19 protein-coding genes are annotated in these 22,021 nt (G+C 65.8%); 10 read left to right on the forward strand and 9 right to left on the reverse strand.

The window, feature by feature from the left end; all coding sequences use genetic code 11:
• The first annotated feature begins 65 nt into the window (after positions 1-65).
• Complete coding sequence (locus tag ABIC75_RS07770) at positions 66-647, forward strand: DUF4136 domain-containing protein (protein ID WP_354013276.1); 582 nt, start codon at positions 66-68, stop codon at positions 645-647.
• A gap of 37 nt (positions 648-684) precedes the next feature.
• On the opposite strand, the gene ABIC75_RS07775 is transcribed toward ABIC75_RS07770, so the two are convergent.
• From ABIC75_RS07775 to ABIC75_RS07785, 3 genes are all read right to left on the reverse strand, one after another.
• Positions 685-3,237, reverse strand: a complete 2,553-nt coding sequence (locus tag ABIC75_RS07775; RefSeq protein WP_354013277.1) for a hypothetical protein — start codon at positions 3,235-3,237, stop codon at positions 685-687.
• A gap of 159 nt (positions 3,238-3,396) precedes the next feature.
• On the reverse strand, positions 3,397-5,313 hold the full coding sequence (locus ABIC75_RS07780) for a hypothetical protein (protein WP_354013278.1): 1,917 nt from the start codon (positions 5,311-5,313) through the stop codon (positions 3,397-3,399).
• 57 nt (positions 5,314-5,370) lie between these two features.
• Positions 5,371-6,291, reverse strand: coding sequence for a hypothetical protein (locus ABIC75_RS07785; protein ID WP_354013279.1), 921 nt, complete (start codon positions 6,289-6,291; stop codon positions 5,371-5,373).
• A 421-nt stretch (positions 6,292-6,712) separates the two neighbouring features.
• Here ABIC75_RS07785 and fusA point away from each other — a divergent pair, with 421 nt between their 5' ends.
• Positions 6,713-8,752 (forward strand): elongation factor G, encoded by a 2,040-nt coding sequence (gene fusA / locus ABIC75_RS07790; RefSeq protein ID WP_354013280.1) that lies wholly within the window; start codon positions 6,713-6,715, stop codon positions 8,750-8,752.
• A gap of 126 nt (positions 8,753-8,878) precedes the next feature.
• Positions 8,879-9,382, forward strand: coding sequence for a GreA/GreB family elongation factor (locus ABIC75_RS07795; protein ID WP_354013281.1), 504 nt, complete (start codon positions 8,879-8,881; stop codon positions 9,380-9,382).
• Positions 9,383-9,457: 75 nt separating this feature from the next.
• Here the strand turns inward: ABIC75_RS07795 and ABIC75_RS07800 are convergent, their stop codons facing one another.
• Positions 9,458-9,925, reverse strand: coding sequence for an SET domain-containing protein (locus tag ABIC75_RS07800; RefSeq protein ID WP_354013282.1), 468 nt, complete (start codon positions 9,923-9,925; stop codon positions 9,458-9,460).
• 192 nt (positions 9,926-10,117) lie between these two features.
• Here ABIC75_RS07800 and ABIC75_RS07805 point away from each other — a divergent pair, with 192 nt between their 5' ends.
• From ABIC75_RS07805 to ABIC75_RS07820, 4 genes are all read left to right on the forward strand, one after another.
• Positions 10,118-10,600, forward strand: coding sequence for an LptM family lipoprotein (locus ABIC75_RS07805; protein ID WP_354013283.1), 483 nt, complete (start codon positions 10,118-10,120; stop codon positions 10,598-10,600).
• Positions 10,601-10,636: 36 nt separating this feature from the next.
• Positions 10,637-12,412: an acyl-CoA dehydrogenase C-terminal domain-containing protein gene (locus tag ABIC75_RS07810; protein WP_354013284.1), complete on the forward strand. Its 1,776-nt coding sequence runs from the start codon at positions 10,637-10,639 to the stop codon at positions 12,410-12,412.
• Between the two features lie 193 nt (positions 12,413-12,605).
• Complete coding sequence (locus ABIC75_RS07815) at positions 12,606-13,079, forward strand: GNAT family N-acetyltransferase (RefSeq protein ID WP_354013285.1); 474 nt, start codon at positions 12,606-12,608, stop codon at positions 13,077-13,079.
• 35 nt (positions 13,080-13,114) lie between these two features.
• Complete coding sequence (locus ABIC75_RS07820; RefSeq protein WP_354013286.1) at positions 13,115-13,822, forward strand: DUF899 family protein; 708 nt, start codon at positions 13,115-13,117, stop codon at positions 13,820-13,822.
• A gap of 24 nt (positions 13,823-13,846) precedes the next feature.
• Here ABIC75_RS07820 and ABIC75_RS07825 read toward each other — a convergent pair whose 3' ends face one another.
• Both ABIC75_RS07825 and ABIC75_RS07830 read right to left on the reverse strand, forming a co-directional pair.
• A complete protein-coding gene (locus tag ABIC75_RS07825) occupies positions 13,847-14,248 on the reverse strand; it encodes an ester cyclase (protein WP_354013287.1) in 402 nt (133 codons plus the stop codon).
• Positions 14,249-14,444: 196 nt separating this feature from the next.
• The gene (locus tag ABIC75_RS07830; protein WP_354013288.1) at positions 14,445-15,209 is read right to left on the reverse strand and encodes a SapC family protein; all 765 of its coding nucleotides are present in this window, start codon (positions 15,207-15,209) and stop codon (positions 14,445-14,447) included.
• Positions 15,210-15,463: 254 nt separating this feature from the next.
• Here ABIC75_RS07830 and ABIC75_RS07835 point away from each other — a divergent pair, with 254 nt between their 5' ends.
• Positions 15,464-16,066: an HNH endonuclease gene (locus ABIC75_RS07835; RefSeq protein WP_354013289.1), complete on the forward strand. Its 603-nt coding sequence runs from the start codon at positions 15,464-15,466 to the stop codon at positions 16,064-16,066.
• Here the strand turns inward: ABIC75_RS07835 and ABIC75_RS07840 are convergent.
• Positions 16,063-16,485, reverse strand: coding sequence for a low affinity iron permease family protein (locus ABIC75_RS07840; RefSeq protein ID WP_354013290.1), 423 nt, complete (start codon positions 16,483-16,485; stop codon positions 16,063-16,065). The genes ABIC75_RS07835 and ABIC75_RS07840 overlap by 4 nt on opposite strands.
• Before the next feature lie 130 nt (positions 16,486-16,615).
• Here ABIC75_RS07840 and dxs point away from each other — a divergent pair, with 130 nt between their 5' ends.
• Positions 16,616-18,505 carry a 1-deoxy-D-xylulose-5-phosphate synthase gene (gene dxs, locus ABIC75_RS07845; protein ID WP_354013291.1) on the forward strand — a complete coding sequence of 630 codons (1,890 nt, stop codon included), beginning with the start codon at positions 16,616-16,618 and terminating at the stop codon, positions 18,503-18,505.
• 65 nt (positions 18,506-18,570) lie between these two features.
• On the opposite strand, the gene prmC is transcribed toward dxs, so the two are convergent.
• A complete protein-coding gene (prmC, locus tag ABIC75_RS07850) occupies positions 18,571-19,464 on the reverse strand; it encodes a peptide chain release factor N(5)-glutamine methyltransferase (RefSeq protein ID WP_436407893.1) in 894 nt (297 codons plus the stop codon).
• A gap of 106 nt (positions 19,465-19,570) precedes the next feature.
• Here prmC and ABIC75_RS07855 point away from each other — a divergent pair, with 106 nt between their 5' ends.
• Positions 19,571-20,170, forward strand: a complete 600-nt coding sequence (locus ABIC75_RS07855) for a hypothetical protein (protein ID WP_354013293.1) — start codon at positions 19,571-19,573, stop codon at positions 20,168-20,170.
• 50 nt (positions 20,171-20,220) lie between these two features.
• Here ABIC75_RS07855 and ABIC75_RS07860 read toward each other — a convergent pair whose 3' ends face one another.
• Positions 20,221-21,897 (reverse strand): FAD-dependent oxidoreductase, encoded by a 1,677-nt coding sequence (locus ABIC75_RS07860; protein WP_354013294.1) that lies wholly within the window; start codon positions 21,895-21,897, stop codon positions 20,221-20,223.
• Positions 21,898-22,021 lie beyond the last annotated feature (124 nt).

The following is a 22,021-nucleotide window of genomic DNA, read 5'->3' on the forward strand; positions in this document are numbered from 1 at the left end:
ATCACCACCGCACAATCGCGCTGCCCCCACCCCTCGCGGTGGGTCTTTCACCAGGAGCCATCGCCATGAAAGCGTTGCGTCTGCTCGTCATCGCTGCCGGTCTCATATTGGGTGCGTGCTCGACCATCAGCATTACCAACCAGTGGCGCGATCCGTCGTGGCCGGGACCACCAGCAACCAGCGTCGTGGTCGTGGGCATCTCGCGCAGCGACACCATGCGCCACATCTTCGAAGACACCTTCTCGCAGCAGTTGCAGGCGGCGGGCATCCAGGCGTCGCCCAGCTACACGCAGATTCCGGCCGGCACCACGGGCGCTGTTGGACTGCGGGACCTGGTGAAATCCAGCGGCGCGCAGGCCGTGCTGGCCACGCGCGTGCAGCGCGTGGAGCAACGTGTGAGCGTGACGCCGAGCGGGCCGATGTACGGCGGTTTCTACGGTTGGTACGGTGGTGCGTGGGCCTCGGTGCCCGACGTGCAGCAGTACGACGTGGTGACGCTGGAAACCAGCGTGTGGGATGCGCGCTCGGAGAAATTGATCTGGACCGTGACCACCGAAGGCATCGGCTCCAAGGACATTCCCAAGACCACCACCGAACTGGCGCAGACGCTGATTCCGAAGCTGAAGACCGAGGGCATCCTGCGCTAGGCAGGATGCCGTGGTTCGCACATGCGTGGGTGACGGCTCAGCGCCGGAACCCACCCATGCGTGCGCCGCCACCAAAGCGTCCACCACCGGCCGATGGACGGAAGCCGCCCATCTGGCCCTGGAAGCGGTTGTCGTAATTGCTGCGGTCGAACTGCGGACACGGCTCTGCCGGCGTGAACGATTGGCTGGCGCCGCCGCGGTCGCGCGCCATGCGATCGTGTGCCGTGTCCATGCTGTCGGGCGCGCTGACGTGATCGAACTGGCCGTTGCGATCCACCTTCTGCCAGCCCTCGCCCGGATCGTATTGGTACACGTTGCCGTCGCGACCGGCATAGACGTGGTCGTCGCCTTGCACCACGCCGCCACGATTCACTTCGCCCGTTTCGCGGTTGTACGTCACGTAGCCTGCGCCACGCGCGTCGCCACCGGCACCTTGCGTGTTGAACGCACCGGCCGCGGCGGCGCCTTCGTTGGTGCGTCCGGCCACGCCGGCTTGTTGCGTGACGCGACCGGTGTTGGTGTTGACCACCGTGCGTTGTCCGCCTGCAACGGCATTGCCGGTGTAGGGATTGACCGCTGCCGCGCCTTGTCCCGCGACGACGCGCCCGGTCTGCGGGTTGTAGCGAATGCCGCCGGCCTGCCCAGAGGTGACGCCGGTGTACACGTTGGTGTTGCGTTCCGCATAGCCACGACCGCGACCACCGGTGACAGGGTTGTAGTAACCGCCCCGAGCGGCACGACTATAGTTGCCGGTCCATGGATCGGCCCACGCCACGCCGCGGCCAGCCACCACGCTGTTGCCCCAGCGGCCGTAGACGTTCCACGCGGAAATCGCACCGCCCCAGTACGGCGGGTAGTAGCCGCCCCAATAACCCCACGGGCCCCACCACGGTCCGTACCACGCCGAGGCCCACGCGGCTCCCCACGCGAAGCCGAAACCCCAGCCGGCCCACGGCGTCCAGCCGAAGGACACGTCGAAGCCGTAGGTAGCGGGGCAGCCGTACCACACGTCGCCCACCCACGAGTCGCAGGCATAACCGGTGCCGTAGACCACCACGCCATCGCTGCTCACCGTGCCGTAGTAACCCGGCGAATAACCGACGTAGACCTGATCGTCGGCGTGACCGTAGACGTAGACGTAGGTGACGTAGTGCAACGGCGAACTGGCGGGAATCGAATAGATCACCGACGGCACTTCCGATGCGACCGACCACGGACCATTCGCCGTTGCCGCCACAAACCACACGCCGTTCTGCACCGCGTAATACGCATCCGCACTCACGCGTATCACTGGCACCGGCGTGTTCCACGCATACGACAGCGGCGTGCCACTGATCTGCTTGAACTGCGGCGGGCCGTCATACGACAGATGCAGTTGCGTGGTGTGCACGTTCACCGTCGCGGTCTGCGGAATGCTGTTGGCGATCAGCGATTCGCGCGCCTCGGGCGTGCCCGGCACCGAAGCGAGCACCGCGCTCTTGGGACTGTCCGAAGGAATCCTGGCGAAGTCGGCGGGCAGATCACTGCCGGCGACGTAACGCCACGGTCCATTCGTCGTAGCAGACGTGAACCAGCGTCCGGAGATCAGCACATACCACATCGAATCCTGCGTCTGGTTCACGAAGACATCCGCCGATGTGTTGGCGACATACGCCAGCTGCGTGCCGGGAATGACGGTGAACTGCGGATCGCCATCGATCACGATCAGTTCGGACGGCTGCGTGCGCACCACGATGTCCGGCAACGCGCCGGAGGCGAGCAGTTGCTTGAGCGCATCGGACGGGTTGTCCAGCGCATCCACCTGCTTGGCGTTCTCCGCCGCCTCGGCCGCCTGCAGCACGGACGACGGCGGTGCCTTCACGGCACGCCATGGACCATCGAGCGCGGATGACGTCACCCAGTGACTGGCGAACAGCAGGTAATACTGGCCACTGTCCTGCAGCAGCAGCGAACGCGTGTTGACGATGCGGCTCACGCTGCCCTTGCCCGTGGGACGCGCCGCCGGCGTGCCGTCGATCAATACCAGCAGCGCAGGCTTGAAGGAGAAGACGATCTGCGGCGGGTCGTTGCGTACCGCGACGTTCTTCACGTCGTTCTGCGCCTGGCGAATGGCGAGCGAGGCTTCCAGCGTGTCGAGATCGGCCACCTGGTTGCCGCGACTGGCGATCTTCTGCAGCAACGACTGGTAATGCGACTGTTGCGCGGAGGCGGTGGGAAATGCCACCTTGTCGATGGTGACGTTGGACAGCGTCACTTGCCGGAGGGTTTTGTCGGTGACGGTGCGCGCGGTGAACCACGCCACGCCATAGGCAAGCACGTCATGCGACTTGCCATCGCTGCCGACTTGCGTGCCCGTCTTCACCGCAACGGCCAGGCGCCCCTTGAGCTGGTTTCCATCCCAGCTTTCAAGCTGCGGGTGATGGAGCACGAGGTGCATGCCATCGACGTCGAAGCTGTGCGGCCACGCGCGCGAGTCGACGTTGGCCGGTGGCGACACGGGCGGGGTGGAGGGTTGCTGCTGGGCGAGGCCGGGATCGTTCATCACCAGGCCAAGCATCAACACCAGACAGGACCAGCGAACTATGCGCATGGGAACCTCGAAGAGTGGCACGCGTCATCGCTGCGTGATTTGCCCGCAGTGACGTTGTCGAGCATGCGTCGCCCTGCGCATGGCCGATAGCGCAAATCTTCGAGACGAAGCTAAGTAGATTTACCTGCGGCGGGTTCACGACCGCCGGGACGGCACGCGTCAGTGGAACTGATCGCTCGCGGGAATCCAAGTGGTGCTGCTGCGCGCGGGCCCGGTGGGAACCGTGACATCCGCCGGGCAGCCTGGCGGCAGCGGACCGCCGGCCACGCGCGCGGCGGCGCACTGCGCGCTGTTGTCCAGCTTCACCGTGGCCATGGTGGGCGCCGCATTGACTGGCGCGGGCGGCACCAGCGGATTGACCGGCGCCAGTTTCATCTTGTCGTAGACCACGTCGTCCACCGGCTCCGGCGGCGGATTGCCATCGCCGCAACCGAACAAGGCCATCGGGAACAGCGGCATGACCACGCATTCCACGCGCACGCCGCGCGGCAGGTGGAAGGTGTGGCGCATGGTGGTCTTCTCCACCGCGTGACGCAGGGCCGTGTCGATCGAGCTTTCGCCTTCGGGCGTCCAGTCCTTCTCGAAGCGCGTCGCCGTGTAGCCGATGTTGGGCGTGCCGTGCGACATGATCTCGGTATTGCCATGCGGCTTGAGCTGCACGTAGGTGCCCACGGCGCCTTCCTGCTCGCCCTGCCCCTTGCCGCCCTGGCCCGGGCTGTTGCCGTTGCCCTGGCCGGGCGGCAACGAGAGGTTGAGCCCTTTGCCGCCCGCCACGTTCGGCGACTGGTTCACGCCATTGGCCTGACCCGGCGTGCCGGTGCGGCTGCCTTGCGGCGTGGCGTTGGGCGCGCTGCTTTCGCCGCTCTCGCTGGACGACGGGCTCGATGCGTTGCTTGCGGTATTCGACGCCGCGCTGGCAGCGCTTTGCGTCGATGCATTGGCGGCCGACGACGCGGCGTTCTGCGTGGGCGTTGCCTCCGAGGGCGTCTCGGACAACTGCGGTCGTTCGATGGACGGCTTGTTGTCCAGCGCGATGGCCTTGGGCGCCGCCACATCCAGGTGCGGTGCTTCAGGGCGCTCGAGCGACGGCTGCGGATTGGGCGGCAACGGCACCGCTTCCAGTTGCGGTTCTTCCGCGACGCGGATGGCGGGCGATTCGATCCTGGGCTGCTCGCGCTGCACCACCGGTGCCACCGGGTTGGGCTGCGGCTGCAGGTTCACCGTGGGCGCAGCTTGCGCCGGCAAGGGCACGGCCTGCATCTCCGGTTCGGGCGGAGACGCAGGCGCTTCCGGTCGCGGCACCGGCGCGATGCTCGGCGGCGTGGTCGCAGGCACGGCTTTTTCCATCGCGATGGTCGGCGGCGTCACCACGGGTGCGGATTGCGGCGGTACTTCGGTGATGGCCAGCGACGCCGGCGGCTGCACTGGCTGATTGCCTTCCGTCTGCGGCTTGCGAATGGGTTCGGGCTGGAATTTTGGCGGCAGCGGCTTCTCGACCGCAGGCGTCTCCAGCGCCACCTGCGGCGGCTCCGGCGCGGTGGGCACGGGTTGCAGTTGTTCGGCCGGTGCGGGCTTGGGCAGCGTCACCGGTGGAAGCGGCGCGGCGGTGGTTTCCGGCTTGGGCGCGGTGGCCTTGGGCACATCCGTGACCACCGGCGTCTGCAGGGCCGGCACCGGCACGGGCGACAGATCGTTGTTGGTGCGCGTGGACGAGCGGCTCTGGCGCGCGGTGCGCGGCGCATTGCTCGCATTGCCCTTGTGCACCGGCCCCACCTGCTTCGGCGGCGTACCGCGCACGGGCGGTGGCGGCGGCGGTTCTTCCTTGGGCTTCTCGATGAGGCGCACGACGAGCGGCGGTGCCTCGTCATTGAGCTCATCCAGTTCATAGGCCGGACCCAGGATCGCGCCGACCAGGAAGACGAGGTGGACGAGCAACGCCCCCGCCAGCGCCACGATGCGCAGCCAACGATCGCGCGGACGCTCGGCGCGGCGCCGGCGATACACGCCCGCGCTCTCCGCCGCCGACTTGGGCGATGGAAGCGTCACTGTCAGCCGGCCCGCGGATTCCCTGTCCATGGGCGAAGTGTAACGGGCACCGATGACGTTCCGGGAAGTCCCCCACGTGCACTCGACTCAGTGGCCGTCCTGCGTCGCGGGATGCGCTGCCCTCTCCTGCATTTCGGCATCGACCGAGCGCGTGGGCGTATCGACTGGACAGCCCTGCGGCAACGGCTTCTCCGCACGATAGATGGCGATGCACTCTTCCACGCTCACCGTCTTGGGCGGCGGCGAACCGGGCGCGAGCTGGCTGGCCGGCGCCATGTTCATGCGCATGTCGCCATCGTTGGAAGGCGGTGGTGGCGGCGGGTCGCCGCCGCAACCACCACCCAGCGCCAGCAGCGAAACGGAGCAATGGATACGCACGCCCGGGGCGATGTGGAACGTGTGCGAGACAGTGCTCTTTTCCACGCCTTTCTTCAGCGCGTCGTCCACCGAACTGCCGCCGCCGTGCTCCCAATCCTTCTCGAAACGCGTGGCCTTGTAGGGCACCGGCGTCGTGTGCTGCATGATCTTGGAATCACCCTGCGGTTTCCGGTCCACGTAGTCCGCTTTAGGCGGTGGCGGCGCGGTGCTCGCCGTGGCGGGCAACGCGGCCTGGCCAGATGCGTTGTAGATATCCGGCCGCGGCGATGGCGGACTCGACGTGGCCGGCGCCGGCGGTTCCGGCGGCAGGCTCACCGTCATCGCGTTCTTCGCCGGCGGCTCGTGTACCGCAGGACGGTTGACCGGGCGCGGCGGCGCAGGCTCCGGCGCTGGAGGCGGCACCAGCGTTGGCGGCGCGATGGGTCCGGGCGGCGTGACCGCATGCGGAATCAGCCGTACCTGAAGGGCGCCGGTGCGTTCCTCCAGCGCCCGCTGCGCCGCTTCCTTCAACTGCATTTCATGCCAGGTGAGCCAGGCGAAGAAGGCGTGAAGTGCCAGCACGATGCCCAGGGCCAGCCAGCGGCGCCCGCGGTTGGGCGGAGCCTTTCGCCAGCGCAGCTGATGCAGCATCGCGCGCGTGGGTCCATCGAGTGGCGCCAGCCCGCGCGCATTCGGTGCGGGCGGCGTCCAGCGATGGTGTTCGACCTGCTCGGTGTGCTCGATGGGGATTCTCGTTCGACGACGGGGAGATGCCGACCGAACATCGGGGCCGGCCTTGCGGGGGTGGAGACATCTGCTGACCCGCGCCGGCGCCAAGGGTTCCCGCCGGGGCTCCCTCGATGGCCTACATCGCACTGCAACTTGACCCCGGCGCCCATTGGCGAAAACCTAGACGAACGGCCACCCCGGCCGTACCCGCCATGACCGCCCCCGCGTCCTGCACGCCTGGACGACCATGACGGCCCGCCATCGTCAGCCGCTTGCGCGGCTTCGTGCGGCGCCGCAGGTCACGTCGGCACGAACCCGCGCCCAGCCATGGGAGGGTCGCATCGTGTCGTACAACACGGAAAACATCCGCAACATCGCACTCGCCGGTCACGCCGGCGCCGGCAAGACCACGCTGTTCGAAGCCCTGCTGCACGCCGGCGGCGTGATCCAGAACCAAGGTTCGGTGGAACGCGGCACCACCCAGTCGGACACCGACGAACAGGAAAAGGCGCGCGGACATTCGATCGACACGGCCATCGCGAGCATCCCGTTCGGCCAGTGCCACATCAACCTCATCGACACGGCGGGCTACGCCGATTTCCGCGGCCCCACGCTCTCCGCCTTCGCCGCGGTGGAAACCGTCGGCATCGTGGTCAGCGCCACCAACGGCATCGAATACGGCACGCGACGCATCATGGAGCGCGCCGCCGAGCGCAGGCTCGCGCGCGTACTGGTGATCAACAAGATCGATTGCGATGTGGCGCGGCTGGGGCCTCTGGTCGATGCGTTACGCGATGAATTCGGCACGCAATGCCTGCCGGTGAACCTCCCCGCCGAGGGCGGCACGAAAGTACTCGACTGCTTTTTCCACAGCGAAGGCGCCACCGATTTCTCGTCGCTGGCCGACGCGCACCAGCGCATCCTCGATCAGGTGGTGGAGATCAACGAAACCGTGATGGGCCATTACCTCGACTCGGGCGAAGGCGATCTTTCGCCGCAGGAACTGCACGACGCCTTCGAGCAATGCCTGCGCGAAGGCCACCTCATCCCCATCTGCTTCGTGAGCGCGCGCACCGGCGCTGGCATCAAGGAATTCCTGGAACTGGCCGAGCGCCTGCTGCCCAATCCGGCCGAAGGCAACGCGCCGCCGTTCCTCAATGGCGATGACGAGGAAATCACCGTCAATGCCGATCCCAAGCAACACGTGATTGCCGACGTGTTCAAGATCGTCAACGATCCCTTCGTCGGCAAGCTCGGCGTGTTCCGCGTGTGGCAAGGCACGGTGAAGCGCGACACGCAGTTGTTCATCGACGACAACAAGAAGCCGTTCAAGGTGGGCCATCTGTTCCGCTTGCGCGGCAAGACGCACGAGGAAATCGAGCAGGCCATTCCCGGCGACATCGTGGCGGTGGCGAAGGTGGAGGAAATCCATTTCGACGCTGTACTGCACGATTCGCACGAGGAGGACCGCATCCATCTCGCACCCATGCGTTTTCCGCAGCCCATGTTCGGCCTGGCGCTGGAACCCAAGCACAAGGGACAGGAACAGAAACTCTCGCAGGCCATCGGACGTCTGGCGGAAGAAGACCCCTGCTTCCGCGTGGAGCATCACAAGGAACTCAACGAGACCGTGGTGCGCGGGCTGTCGGACCTGCACCTGAAGATCATGCTGGAGCGCATGAAGGATCGTTACAGCGTGGAAGTGACCACGCACCCGCCGCGCATTGCCTATCGCGAAACCATCGCCGGCCGCGCCGAAGGCCACCATCGCCACAAGAAGCAGACCGGTGGCGCCGGCCAGTTCGGCGAGGTGTTTCTTCGCGTCGAGCCACTCGATCGCGGCGCGGGCTTCGAGTTCGTCGATGCGATCAAGGGCGGCGTGATTCCCGGCCAGTTCCTGCCTGCGATCGAAAAAGGCGTGCGGCAGGCGCTGGAAACCGGCGCCATCGCGGGCTATCCGATCCAGGACGTGCGCGTCACCGTGTACGACGGCAAATACCATCCGGTCGATTCGAAGGAAGTGGCCTTCATCAGCGCCGGCAAAAAAGCCTTCCTCGATGCCGTGGGCAAGGCGCGGCCGATCGTGCTGGAACCCATCGTGGATGTGGAAGTGGCCATTCCGGAGGCCAACGTGGGCGACGTCACCGGCGGCCTCGCCGGCAAGCGCGCGCGCATCATGGGCACCGACTCGCTGCGCGGCGGCGAACTGGTGATCAAGGCACAGGCACCGCTGGCCGAGCTCACCGACTATCCCACCGAACTGAAGGCGATGACCGGCGGCCGCGGCCGCTACAGCCTCGATCTGAGTCACTACGAACCCGTGCCCCCACCGGTACAGAAACAACTGGCCGAGGCGTGGAAGCCGCACGTGGACGACGAATAGCAGGTTTGTCGCCTGAACGGGCGCGACCGGCGTCGCGCCCGTGCGCCTCCCTCACGCTTGAGGCGCCGCCATCACGCCGCATGTGAATAATGGACACGCGCCGAAACCCGGCGCTGGAGGCATGCGATGAGCCGCTCCTTCGTGAAGGATGCGGACGAGTCCGTCGGCGAGCGGCTGCCGGATATCCCGCTGAGCGAACACCCCAACTACGTGACGCCGCGCGGACTGGCGCAGCTGCGTGCGCGGCTGGTTGCCCTGCGCGACCGACGCGACGCTCTGCGCGCCGCCGCCGATACCTTGCCGCAGCAACGCGAGCTGGCCGACGTGGAGCGTGAACTGCGCTGGCTCAACACGCGCGTCGGCAGCGCCATCGAGATCGAACCGGCGCAGCAGCCCCGCGATCGCGTGGCGTTCGGTGCGCTGGTGACGGTGGACAGCGAGGAAGGCGAGGCGCGCTACCGCATCGTCGGCGAGGACGAGGCCGACGTGGAACACGGACTGGTGAGTTACGTCTCGCCGCTGGCCGCGGCGCTGCTTGGCTCTCGCATGGGCGACGAAGTGACGTGGCAGCGGCCGGCGGGCGATCTCGCCGTGGAGATCGTGGCTATCGAATACCCGAAGGACGATTGAAGCCTGTTTCCGTCGTGCCGGCTCTCCTCGCGGCGGAGGAAGTGCAACGGCACGACGGTAGCAACACGAGAGGGATCAGCGCTTGCCCTTGAGCAGCGTGCCCGTGCAGTGCTTGGAGCCGCACAGGCAGACCCACAGCTTCTTCAGACGCGCGGTGTGCGGGACGTCGAGCGTGATGCCGTAGTCGTACGTCAGTTCTTCGCCGGGCTTGATGTTGCGGATGGCTTCGATCAGCACGCGATCCTTGCGCGGGTTGCCATCGGCATTTTCCTCGATGACCGCCTGGCAGTTCGGGTCGCAGCTGTGGTTGATCCAGCGCGCCGTGTTGCCCTTGCGGTTGGCGTCGATCAGGTAGTCGTCGTTGAGCGTGAACAGGAACGTATGCCCGGTTTCGCCGCCATCGCCGTACAGCACGTCGGCCTCGGCGTGGGTCATCAGCGTGCCCTTGTATTCGATGATTTCCTCGCCCTTCTTGATCGGGGCCACGGCAAATACGCCATTGCCATGGATGGGAGAGCGGCGAGCAACGATACGTCGGGTCATGGGCAGCGCGATGTGGGGGATGAATTCGCGATGATGCCTGCTGCGCTGCGCAATGGGAACCTCCCGCCGCGCCGCGAATCTGTCACGCCAGCGTGATCGCATCCACGCTGAGATCAAAAAGGCGAGCAGGCGGCCATGGACAGACGCCGAGGTCCTCCTGCTAAGATTCAAACAATCGTTTGAGGTGATTCCATGAAACGACTGCTCGGCTGTGTGGCGCTCATCGTGCTGGTGGCGGGTCTGGTGGCCTGCGGGCCGGCGAAGAAGAGTGTGTTTCCGCCCACGGTGAGCATCCAGGAGATGGCGACCCGGCCCGATGGCCAGTGGCGCCTCACGGTGCGTATCCAGAACAACAGCTATGGCTCGATGGATTTCCACTCGCTCGACGGCCAGCTGCAGGTGGCCGAATTCGTGCCGGTGCGCCTGCATGCCCGCTTCGACCTGGACATTCCTGCCTTCGCCGCCGACGTGACCCAGATCGACCTGTTGCCCACGCCCGAGATGACCGCCGCGCTCAAGGCGGCCGCCGTCAAAGGCAGCGCCGGCAGCGTGCCGTACAACGTCACGGGCACGGCCAACGCCAAGCCCGAGCAGGAAAAGGAAAGCCGCGATTTCAATTTCCACGGCAACGACTGGCTGTCGCCGGTGCCGGGGATTCCCAACACCTGGCGCTGATCTCGGCGCTTGCATGACCCACGAAGGAACTTCGCCATGACGATCTACAAGGCCCCCCTCGACGACCAGCGCTACACCCTCTTCGACGTGCTCGGCGCCGAAGCCGTGCTCACCAAGCTGCAGGGTGGCGACGGCCACACGCGCGATCTGCTGGACGCCGTGCTCGAGGAAGCCGGTCGCCTGAGCGAAGCGGTGCTGGCGCCGGTGAACGCCAGCGGCGACGAGGAAGGCTGCCACTTCGACAAGGCCACCCACACGGTGACCACGCCCAAGGGCTTCAAGGAAGCCTTCAAGGCGTTTGCCGAAGGCGGCTGGACCGGCCTGACCCAGGCCGAACACTTCGGCGGCCAGGCGCTGCCGAACGTGATGGGCACGGCCACCACCGAGATCTTCCAGGCGGGCAACCTGGCGTGGAGCCTGTATCCGCTGCTGTCCGAAGGCGCCTGCCACGCGATGGAAATCCATGGCACGGAAGCGCAGCAGAACACCTACCTCAAGCCCATCGTCGAAGGCCGCTGGACCGGCACCATGTGCCTCACCGAGCCGCAGGCCGGTTCCGACCTCGGCCTGCTCAAGACGCGCGCCGAGCCCGGCGAGAACGGCAGCTACAAGATCACCGGCACCAAGATCTTCATCAGCGCCGGCGAGCACGACCTGGCCGAGAACATCGTCCACCTCGTGCTGGCCCGCCTGCCCGACGCGCCGGCCGGCAGCCGCGGCATCTCGATGTTCATCGTGCCGAAGTTCAAGGTGAACGCCGACGGCTCGCTGGGCGAACGCAACGCGGTGGCCGCTGGCGCGATCGAGCACAAGATGGGCCTGCGCGGCTCGGCCACCTGCGTGATGAACTTCGACGCCGCCGAGGGCTACCTCATCGGCGCGCCGCACAAGGGCCTGGCCGCCATGTTCACCATGATGAATGCCGCGCGCTTGGGCGTGGGCGTGCAGGGCCTGGCGCTGTCCGAGCGTGCGCTGCAGAACAGCCTCAACTACGCGCGTGAACGCCTGCAGGGTCGTTCGTTGTCCGGTCCGAAGTTCCCCGAAAAGCCGGCCGACAACCTGATGGTGCAGCCGGACGTGCGCCGCATGCTGCTCACCCAGCGCGCCTTCGTGGAAGCTTCGCGCGCGCTGCTGTTCTACACCGCGCTGCAGACCGACGTGGAAGCGCGCGGCGCCGACGAAGCCACCCGCAAGCAGGCCAGCGACCTGGTCGCCTTCCTGATTCCGATCGCCAAGGGCGTGGTGACCGAGCTGGCGCAGGAATGCACCAAGGAAGCCCTGCAGGTGTACGGCGGCCACGGCTACATCGCCGAAAACGGCGTGGAGCAGTTCGTGCGCGATGCCCGCATCATCACGCTGTACGAAGGCACCACCGGCATCCAGGCGGCCGACCTGCTGGGCCGCAAGATCCTCCAGTTGCAGGGCGCCGGCTTCAAGCTGTTCCTGCAGGAGATCCAGGCGTTCTGCCAGCAGCACGCGAAGGACGCCGCACTCGCCGGCCTGATCGGTCCGCTCGCCAAGGTCACCAAGGAATGGGCCGAACTCACGGCGACCCTCGCCCAGCGCGTGCAGGCCAACCCGGAGGAACTGGGCGCCGCCGCGACGGATTACCTCTACTACTCCGGCTACATCGCGCTGGCCTACATGTCGGCACGCGGCGTGGCGGCGTTGGCCAACAGCAGCCAGCAGGAAGCGTTCAAGCAGGCCAAGCGCGACACCGCGGCGTTCTACTTCGCCCGCCTATTGCCGCGCAGCCTCACGCACAAGGCCGCCATCGAGGCGGGCGTGGACACCATTCCCGCCATCGCCTGATGTGATGCATCGAAGGCCCCTCCGTCATGGAGGGGCCTTTTTTATGGGACACGCGCGCTGGCGGATAGCCGTCCATTCCCCACTCGCCTTCGTGTCTCCCACGAAAATGCACGTCTTCACGCTTTCGGGACTACCGTCCCCACTCGGCTGGGTGTAGAAACGACGCACCTCTCTCGCTGCCGGTTGTTCCCGCATGAGCGACGCCACGTACCTGATCCGTCTCGCCGAGGACGACGACGATTTCATCCTTGGCCTAGTGCCCCGCTTCGTGGATTTCACCTTGCCGCCATGGCGGCGACGCCATGAATGCATCGAAGGCATCCGCAAGGACCTCAGCCGCCATCTCGACGAACAGCCGGCGAACAGTTTCCTGTTCGTGGCCGAGGACGACGACGGCGAGCCGGTCGGCTTCATCCACCTGCAGAAGACGCAGGACTACTTCACTGGCCGCAGCAACTGCCACATCTCGGATGTTGCCGTGGCCGCGCAGCACGAAGGTCGCGGTGTGGGCCGCGTGTTGCTCGAGCATGCCGAAAGCTGGGCGCGTGAACATCGCTGCCAGTTGGTGACGCTGGCCGTGTTTCCCGGCAACGAACGGGCTCGCGCTGTCTACGAAAGCGCAGGCTATGCCGTCGACCTGCTGCGCCTGGCCAAACCTGTGCGCTAAGCCGCCGTGCGGCCGGCCCATGACCGGAGTCAGCCATGAACGATCCCCTGCACGCTGTTCGATTTCCCGGCGAAAGCCATGCCTACCGCATTGCGCGCGATCGACTGCTGCGCGCGGAAATGGAACTGCGACGACAGACCGAAGCCACCGCCGCCTTGAGACGTGCGTTGCCGCTGGGCGGACCGGTGCCGGTGGACTACTACTTCGATGATGAAGGCGACACGCCGATCGATACCGACATCGAACGCAAGACGCGCCTGTCCGATCTGTTCGCCGATGGCAAGGACACGCTGGTGATCTACAGCTTCATGTTCGGGCCGGCGATGTCTGCGCCGTGCCCGTCATGCTCGTCGATTCTTGATGCGCTCGATGGCGAGATGCCGCATCTGCAGCAACGCGTGAACGTGGCCGTGGTGGCCAAATCGCCGATCCCGCGCATTCGTCATTTTGCGCGCGAACGTGGATGGCGGCATCTGCGTCTGCTGTCGTCCGAGCACAACACGTACAACACCGATTACCACGGCGAAACCGCCGAAGGCCGGCAGATGCCGGCACTCAATGTGTTCCTGCGGCGCGACGGCCAGGTTCATCACACGTGGTGCAGCGAGCTGATGTTCGTGGCGCCGGAACCCGGACAGGATCCACGCCACGTCGATCCGATCTGGCCGCTGTGGAACCTGCTCGATTGCCTGCCGGAAGGGCGCGGCGCGGATTGGCGGCCGAGCCTCACCTACGGCAAGTGAGCCGCATCGTCGCGCGCGACGTGGTTACGGCAACGGCAACGCCATCTGGCGAAACATGGACGCGGTATCGCGCACGCCCCAGCGTCGCTCGATGTGGCCTTCCTTCACCACGAACCATTCCATTGCCTGCACTTCGTAATCCTTGCCGGTGACGGGGCTGCCCCGGAACGATTGCACCGAACGGCCGCGCTCGGTGTAGCGCACCACCACCGCGTCGCCTTCGGCCGCGAGGGCATCCACTTCCAGGCTCAATTGGAAGCAGCGCATCAGCTGTTCCCACAGGGGACGCGCCGTATCCAGACCGCCCCACCCCAGCGCGCCATAGATCAGTGCATCGGGTGCAAACATCGCGCACACAGCATCCAGATCGCCGCGATTGAACGCGTCGACGTAGGACATCACCACGCGCTTGTTCTGCTCGGACATGCCTGCCTCGAGTCGGGAGCTGCACCATCGGCGTACGCGAACCCGCCGTCCTGGCGGAGCATATCGCCTGGGCATGCGTGGACAGTGTGAGGGCGCACCATGGCTCCGGACAGAACCATGGAAAGAACCAGCCGCAACGCCTTGCGCGTTACGGAACGGCGTCACGGCACCGTCGGGTGCCGTGACGCCGGGAACATCAGTTCTTCAGGGCAGCCGAGGCTTCTTCGGCCTGCTCGCGCTGGCTGAGGCGCTGCGACACGCGGTCGATGTTGCTCAGCGACAGCAGGTGCGCGTAGATCCAGCCGAACACGCCTTCGCGCAGGAATTCGTGCGTGGTCTTCTCGTCGAGCGCGCGCAGGCGGTCTTCGTTGACCACGAACAGGCCATTGAGGTTGATGGACTTGCCATCCTTCTCCAGGCGGATGTTCCGCGGCTCGAGCAGGTTGTGCTTGCGCAGCTGCTCCATGAACCAGTGCGTGCGCGACACATGCTGCTGGAACTCGCCAAGGAAACGCACGGCGTTGTTCAGCATGTCGGTCTCGCTGCCGTCGTCCTTGAACAGGGCTTCGCCCTCGGCGGTGTTGAAGCCTTCATAGGCTTCGTCGAGGAACACGGTGAAATCGTCGCCTTCGGCGCCAGCCGGCTTCTCGGCCAGCACGAACGGATAGCGACGGATGAAGGCCGGGATATAGGTGTTCGCTTCCCAGGTGCCGTTGGCGTCGATGAACAGGTTCTCGTTCTCGCGCAGGCCCAGCAGGGCCATCGGGCCGGCGTCTTCGACAGTGAGGCCACCGAACAGGATCGGCAGGTCGCGCGCAGCTGCGGGAAATTCCACGCCAGTCAGCGGTACCGAATGCACCGAACCCGCGAACTTGAGGTTCGGGATCGGCTTGATGCGCAGATCCTTGTGTTGGGTGCGGTTGAGCGGAACAGGACGCTCGTAGAAAAGAACTTCAGCCACGTTAACTACCTCTGCCCAGCCGCGCCGGGGTCGCCACCCAGGCTCCCCCTCCCAAACCCGGCCCCGGGTCTACAGATGAACAACCACTATATCAGCCGTCCGGCGGATGCGAGAACACCCCTCGAACCACGCCTTCCCCTGCCCCGACAACCATTTGCGTGTGTTCTGTCATGGATATGGTCTATCCTCAGGCCGTCACGAGCATCTTTGCTGCACCCGCACGTTCATTCCCATGGGTTGAAGGACGGTTTTGCATGCTGATGGAAGTACCTGGCCGCGTTGTCGACCTTCATTCGACCCGCGTGCTGTCGCTGGACGCCGCCGGCCGAATTCTTGACTGGATCAGCTGGCAGGAGGCGGTTTGTCTCTACGTTCGCGACGCCGTGGCATGGACGCTGGGCGACCCCTGCATCACCGTCCGCGGAGGCCACAACCGCCTCAGCGGCCTGCAGAGCACGCTGGACCTGCACCCCATCATCGCCAGCACCGGCCATTGCCGCGACCACGCGATCGATCCATCGCCCGCGCTCACCAACACGGCCCTGTTCGCGCGTGACCGCTACCTGTGCATGTATTGCGGCGAGCGCTTCAGCCGCGGCGAGCTCACCCGCGACCACGTGCTGCCCATCTCCAAGCACGGCAAGGACACCTGGGAAAACGTGGTCAGCGCATGCCTGCACTGCAACCTGCGCAAGAGCAATCGCACGCCGCAGCAGGCCAACATGCCGCTGCTGGCCGTGCCCTACCGCCCGAGCTGGGTGGAGCACCTGATCCTGTCCAACCGCAACATCCTGGCCGACCAGATGGAATTCCTGGTCAACCACCTGCCGCGTGACCGTCGCGAGCACATGGCCTAGGGCGTTTCGATCTCGTCGCCGAAGGGGTTCTCTTCGTCCTCGATGCGCTGCAATTCATTGCGTGCGTCCTGGGCCAGCTGGCAATAGCGGCGGCGGATGCGCTCGAGGATCACCTCGTCCAGTTCTTCCAGGTTGAGCAGAGCGTTGTGCGCCTGCGAGCTGCGGATCAATTCGTCCAGCTTGATCTGCACCGCGACCGAATCCCGGTTCTGGGTGTTCTGGATCAGGAACACCATCAGGAAGGTCACGATGGTGGTGCCGGTATTGATCACCAGTTGCCAGGTATCGCCGAAGTGGAACATGGGCCCCGTGAGGGCCCAGGCCGCTACCACCAGCACCGCCAGGACAAAGGTCACCGGGCGACCGGAATAATGGGCCACGGATCCGGCGAACCGCTGGAAAGCCTTGCTCGTACTCATGGGAGGGCCCTGGCTGAATGACTGCGCCGCAGCCTCGCCCCTGTCGCGTCAGCGCCGTGTGGAGGGCCAGCCCGCAAGTTTTCACCTGGCCGCCCTTGCCCCGCCTCTCCGCTGGGCCAACAATACGGGGATGAACGACCTGTCCCGCTACCCCCACCTGGCGCCCATCCAGACGCCGGCCGACCTGCGCAAAGTGTCCGATGACGAGCTGCCCGCCGTCGCCGACGAATTGCGTCAGTACCTGATTGAAGCCGTGGCCAGTTCCGGCGGCCATTTCGGCGCCGGCCTGGGCGTGGTGGAACTGACCGTGGCCCTGCACCACGTCTTCGACACGCCGCATGATCGGCTGGTGTGGGACGTGGGCCACCAGTGCTATCCGCACAAGATTCTCACCGGCCGCCGCGATCGCATCACCACGATCAAGAAGAAGGACGGTCTCGCGCCGTTTCCGCGTCGCGAGGAAAGCGAGTACGACACCTTCGGCGTGGGCCACTCGTCCACGTCCATCTCTGCCGCGCTGGGCATGGCCATCGCCGCGCAGCGCAAGGGCGACCACCGCAAGGTCGTCGCCGTGATCGGCGACGGCGCGATGACTGCCGGCATGGCGTTCGAAGCGCTCAACCACGGCGGCGACGTGGAACCGGACATGCTGGTGGTGTTCAACGACAACGGCATGTCGATCAGCGAGAACGTCGGCGCGCTGACCAAGATGGCTGCGCGCGCCATGTCCAGCCGCCGCCTCAACGCGCTGCGCGAACGCGCGAAGAAGGCCATTCCGCGGCAGTCCTTCTTCGGCCGCTTCTTCAAGCGCTGGGAAGAGCATGCCAAGGGCATGATCGTACCCAGCACGCTGTTCGAGGAACTGGGCTTCCATTACACCGGCCCCATCGACGGCCACAACATCCCGCAGCTGCTTGCCGCGCTGCGCACGGTGAAGGATCTGCCTGGCCCGCAGCTGCTGCACGTCATCACCACCAAGGGCAAGGGCTATGCGCCCGCCGAGCAGGCGCAGATCGAATACCACGCGGTGGGCCCGTTCGACCCGCAGGCTGGCCTGGTGAAGAAATCCGGCCCGTCCAAGCCCACCTATACCGACATCTTCAGCGACTGGCTGTGCGACCAGGCGGCCGCCGATGAACGCCTGCTGGGCATCACGCCCGCCATGCGCGAAGGCTCGGGCCTGGTGCGTTTCTCCAAGGAATATCCGCAGCGCTATTTCGACGTGGCAATTGCCGAGCAGCACGCGGTGACGCTGGCAGCCGGCATGGCCTGCGAAGGCGCCAAGCCGGTGGTGGCGATCTACTCCACCTTCCTGCAACGCGCGTTCGACCAGGCGATTCACGACGTATCGATCCAGAACCTCGACGTGACCTTCGCCATCGACCGCGCCGGCGTGGTCGGTCCGGACGGCGCCACGCACTCGGGCAGCTTCGATCTCTCGTACCTGCGCTGCCTGCCGAACATGGTGATCATGGCACCGGCCGACGAAAACGAATGCCGCATGATGCTCAGCACCGGCTTCGCCTATCACGGCCCCGCCGCCATCCGCTATCCGCGCGGTACCGGCCCAGGCGTGCCGCTGCAGAAGGAACTGGAAACACTGCCCATCGGCAAGGCCGAGCTGCGTCGCCGCGGCCATGGCCTTGCGCTGCTCAGCTTCGGCGCGATGCTGGCGCCGGCCGCGGAAATTGCCGCGGAAATGGACGCCACGCTGGTGAACATGCGCTTCGTGAAGCCGCTGGACGAAGCGATGATCCTCGAGCTCGCGCACACGCACGATGCCTTCGTCACGCTGGAGGACAACGCCATCGCCGGTGGCGCCGGCAGCGGCGTGGCCGAATGCCTGGCTGCGCATGGCATCGTCAAGCCGATCCTGCATTTGGGCTTGCCGGACGCCTACCTCGAACACGGCAGCCGTGAGGAAGTGTTGACGATGGCGGGACTCGACTTGCCAAGCATTCGCCACGCGATCCGCGCGCGTTTCCCGCAGGTGGGCACGCGCAGCCAGGTCACTGCCTGATCAGCCGCACCACCGAAGCATGATGAAACGCCGCGCCCTGCGCGGCGTTTTCATTTGGACGTCCATTACACGCCAGGCCAGATGCCGCCGCTGACACGGTCGCGCTGTTCCAGGTCCTGCTCGGTGAACACCTCGCTGTAACCGGCCGCTTCGAGAACAGCACGCACGGCTGGCCCCTGGTTCCAGCCGTGTTCCATCAATAGCGAGCCGCCCGGCGCGAGATGATCGCGCGCCTGCGCCACGATGCGGCGGATATCGTCCAGGCCGTCGGCACCGGACGCCAGCGCCGACGCGGGCTCGAAACGCAGATCGCCCTGCCCCAGATGCGGATCATCCGCTTCGATATACGGCGGGTTGGAAACGATCAAGTCGAAACGCTCGCCAGCCAGCGGCGCAAGCCAATCGCCTTGCGCAAAACGCACGTTGCGGATGCCGTGCCTGGCGGCGTTGCGCTCGGCGACCGCCAGCGCATCGGCGCTCGCGTCCGTGGCCACGATGTTCGCCGTGGGGCACTCGCGCGCCACGGCCAGCGCAATCGCGCCGCTGCCGGTACCGAGATCGGCGACGCGCGCCGTCGCCACGATGCGGGCGAGCGCGAGCTCCACCAGCAACTCCGTCTCAGGACGCGGAATCAGCGTGGCGGGCGTGACTTCCAGGTTCAGCGTCCAGAACCCGCGATGCCCCGTGATATAGGCCACCGGCTCGCCGTCGCGACGACGCTGCACCAGTGCGCCGAACGCGGCGAGCTGCGCCTCGTCGAGCACGTCGTCCGCATGCGCGATCACCCAGCTGCGCGGCTTCCCCAGCACATGCAGCAGCAACAGCTCGGCTTCCAGGCGGTCTTTCAACTGCTGCGCGGCATCGTGAAGGGCATGGCGAACTTCGATCACACGCGAATCCTCAAATGACGAGGTGAAAGTTACCGATAGCGAGCGAATGCTGCTTCCGCCGTTGGCCATGCGAGTTTACGGGAGTATGCCTACGATCGCCCGCTTCTTTGGCCCTAGCGATCAAACGCGGCGTTGCTGATAGTCCAGCGAACGCCCTCACTGGCCATGCGATTCGATGCATTCACTACAACCTGATCCAGGCAATCCCTCCGCCAACAACATGGGCCGTATCAACAGTGCGTTGAGCTGGATCGTCACACTGGCCTTTGTCGCCGCTCATGCATGGCAGTGGACTGTCGTAGGGAAAGCGTTCGGCAGAGACGCACGCACCCCTATCGTACTGATTCAGCTTCTCGGCATGACGGGATATCTATGGGCTCAACGGAGCGAAAAAGCATGGTCGCGACGGTTACAAACGCTGATCTTCGCACTGCTGTTCCTGAGCACGACGATCGTGCCTGCGATCCGGTTTGCGGAATCCACACTCTATGCATGGAATCCCCAGCGCATGATGTGTCCCATGCCGGGTGATGGACGCATGGTCGTTTGCAGCATGTTCGGCGGAGAGCTGCTGTACATGCCGTTGCTGTGCCTGGGCGTGCTTATCTGGTATCTCGCACGTGCACCTCGCCTACCACGCGAGCGCACCGCCGTGCGCCTCGCGTTGGCCATCGGCCTGTTCGGCAGTGCACTCTCCGCAGGGTCGATGTTGCCATGGGGCGATTGGGCAGCACGCCTTAGCAACTCCGATGTAATGCTCAGTACGCCGCGCTAGTCCCTCGGATGCCCGAGGGGATGCCGACGTCAACTCAACAATCACCCGTGTCACACGGGCGACGGCGCCAGATAGCTGTGCACCGCCTGGATCACCACGGAGCCCTCACCCACGCTCGACGCCACGCGCTTGACCGAGCCGGAGCGCACGTCGCCCACCGCAAAAATGCCGGGCTTGGTGGTGGCATACGGCGATTCCAGCAGATGCCCCTGCGCGCAGCGGCCGGTGAGCACGAAGCCCTTGTTGTCGAGCGCGAGGCAATCCTTCAGCCAGTCGGTGTTGGGTTCGGCGCCGATCATCACGAACACGTTGCTGACCGGCCGCGTGGTCAGCTCGCCCGTCTCGCGCTGCTGCCAGGTCACATGCTTCAGGCGCCCTTCGCCCTCCAGGCCCACGATTTCGCTGTGCGTGTGCAAGGTGATCGACGAGGAAAGCAGGATGCGCTGGACCAGGTAATCGGACATGGTGGCCGCAAGACCGGAGGAACGCACCAGCACATGCACGTGCGAGGCGATGCGCGAGAGGAATACCGCCGCCTGTCCGGCGGAATTGCCGCCACCGACGACCACCACTTCCTCGTTCTTGCACAGCTGCCCTTCCATCGCCGTGCAGGCGTAGTGGATACCCGCGCCTTCGAACAGTTCGTAGCCGGGCACGTCCAGCTTGCGGTAACGCGCACCGGTGGCCACGATCACCACGCGCGCCTGGATGGTCTGGCCGTCGTCCAGCTGCATGCGGAAAGGATGCACGGAACAATCCAGCGCCGACGCTTGCCGCGAGATGGCCAGACGCGCACCGAATTTCTGCGCCTGCGCCTGCGCGCGACCGGCCAGCGCCTGTCCCGAGATGCCGGTGGGAAAGCCAAGATAGTTTTCGATCTTCGACGAGGTACCGGCCTGCCCGCCCGGCGCCACGCCCTCCACCACGATGGTGGAAAGACCTTCCGAGGCGGCATACACGGCGGCGGCGAGGCCCGCGGGGCCCGCGCCCGCCACTGCCACGTCGTACACGAAGTCCGGATCGATGACTTCGGTGAGGCCGAGTTCATCGGCCAGCTCCGACGTGGTGGGATTCTGCAGGAAGCAGCGCTCTGGGCAGATCACCACCGGCAACTGGTCGGGATGAAGCTGGAAGCACTCGATGAATCCATCCGCATCGGGGTCCACCTCGGTATCGATCAACCGGTGCGGATAACCGTTGCGCACGAGGAAGCGTTCGAGCCGCAGCGTATCGCCGCTATGGCCCGGCCCCACCAGCACCACGCCGCCGAAGCCCGCGCGGATCAAACCCACGCGCCGCAGGATGAAGGCACGCATGATGATTTCGCTGATGTCCGCTTCCGCGGCCACCATGCGACGGAAATCCGCCGAACGCACGCGCAGCACGCGGCTGTCCATCGCCACGCGCGCCGACGCCATCACGGCGCGCTGGTTGAACATGTTCATCTCGCCGCTGAACTGGCGGGCGGCGTACATGGTGAACACGTTCGACTGGCCATGCTTGTCGACGTCGAAGATTTCCACCAGCCCGTCGAGCACAAGGAAAAAATCCGCGCCGCGCTGCCCGCGCTCGAACAACATCGTGCCCGCCGGCACGTTCTCTTCCTGGCCATAGGTGGCGATGCGCCGGATCATCGCGTCCTCCAGGCGCGGAAACATCTGCTCCTTGCGGTTCATCGGATCGGTCGGGTCGTAGACGACCTCGGGTGCTGGCGACTGCTCGGACATGCAAGACACCTCGTCATGGGGGCGGCCCGGCAGCGAGCCAGACGCGTCCTTTCAGTTCATATCAGCGCGCATCGCGGGTCCGCGCGGCGCTGCTGCATGCATCGTGCGCCGCCCGCGTGTCGCT

The organism is Dyella japonica (assembly GCF_040545895.1).
Classification (GTDB): domain Bacteria; phylum Pseudomonadota; class Gammaproteobacteria; order Xanthomonadales; family Rhodanobacteraceae; genus Dyella; species Dyella japonica_D.

Bases quoted from the DNA above. Each gene is read 5' to 3' on its own strand.
- ABIC75_RS07770 (WP_354013276.1), top strand. From the start codon at position 66: ATGAAAGCGTTGCGTCTGCTCGTCATCGCTGCCGGTCTCATATTGGGT.
- ABIC75_RS07775 (WP_354013277.1), bottom strand. From the start codon at position 3,237: ATGCGCATAGTTCGCTGGTCCTGTCTGGTGTTGATGCTTGGCCTGGTG.
- ABIC75_RS07780 (WP_354013278.1), bottom strand. From the start codon at position 5,313: ATGGACAGGGAATCCGCGGGCCGGCTGACAGTGACGCTTCCATCGCCC.
- ABIC75_RS07785 (WP_354013279.1), bottom strand. From the start codon at position 6,291: ATGCTGCATCAGCTGCGCTGGCGAAAGGCTCCGCCCAACCGCGGGCGC.
- ABIC75_RS07795 (WP_354013281.1), top strand. From the start codon at position 8,879: ATGAGCCGCTCCTTCGTGAAGGATGCGGACGAGTCCGTCGGCGAGCGG.
- ABIC75_RS07800 (WP_354013282.1), bottom strand. From the start codon at position 9,925: ATGACCCGACGTATCGTTGCTCGCCGCTCTCCCATCCATGGCAATGGC.
- ABIC75_RS07805 (WP_354013283.1), top strand. From the start codon at position 10,118: ATGAAACGACTGCTCGGCTGTGTGGCGCTCATCGTGCTGGTGGCGGGT.
- ABIC75_RS07810 (WP_354013284.1), top strand. From the start codon at position 10,637: ATGACGATCTACAAGGCCCCCCTCGACGACCAGCGCTACACCCTCTTC.
- ABIC75_RS07815 (WP_354013285.1), top strand. From the start codon at position 12,606: ATGAGCGACGCCACGTACCTGATCCGTCTCGCCGAGGACGACGACGAT.
- ABIC75_RS07820 (WP_354013286.1), top strand. From the start codon at position 13,115: ATGAACGATCCCCTGCACGCTGTTCGATTTCCCGGCGAAAGCCATGCC.
- ABIC75_RS07825 (WP_354013287.1), bottom strand. From the start codon at position 14,248: ATGTCCGAGCAGAACAAGCGCGTGGTGATGTCCTACGTCGACGCGTTC.
- ABIC75_RS07835 (WP_354013289.1), top strand. From the start codon at position 15,464: ATGCTGATGGAAGTACCTGGCCGCGTTGTCGACCTTCATTCGACCCGC.
- ABIC75_RS07840 (WP_354013290.1), bottom strand. From the start codon at position 16,485: ATGAGTACGAGCAAGGCTTTCCAGCGGTTCGCCGGATCCGTGGCCCAT.
- dxs (WP_354013291.1), top strand. From the start codon at position 16,616: ATGAACGACCTGTCCCGCTACCCCCACCTGGCGCCCATCCAGACGCCG.
- prmC (WP_436407893.1), bottom strand. From the start codon at position 19,464: ATGGCCAACGGCGGAAGCAGCATTCGCTCGCTATCGGTAACTTTCACC.
- ABIC75_RS07855 (WP_354013293.1), top strand. From the start codon at position 19,571: ATGCATTCACTACAACCTGATCCAGGCAATCCCTCCGCCAACAACATG.
- ABIC75_RS07860 (WP_354013294.1), bottom strand. From the start codon at position 21,897: ATGTCCGAGCAGTCGCCAGCACCCGAGGTCGTCTACGACCCGACCGAT.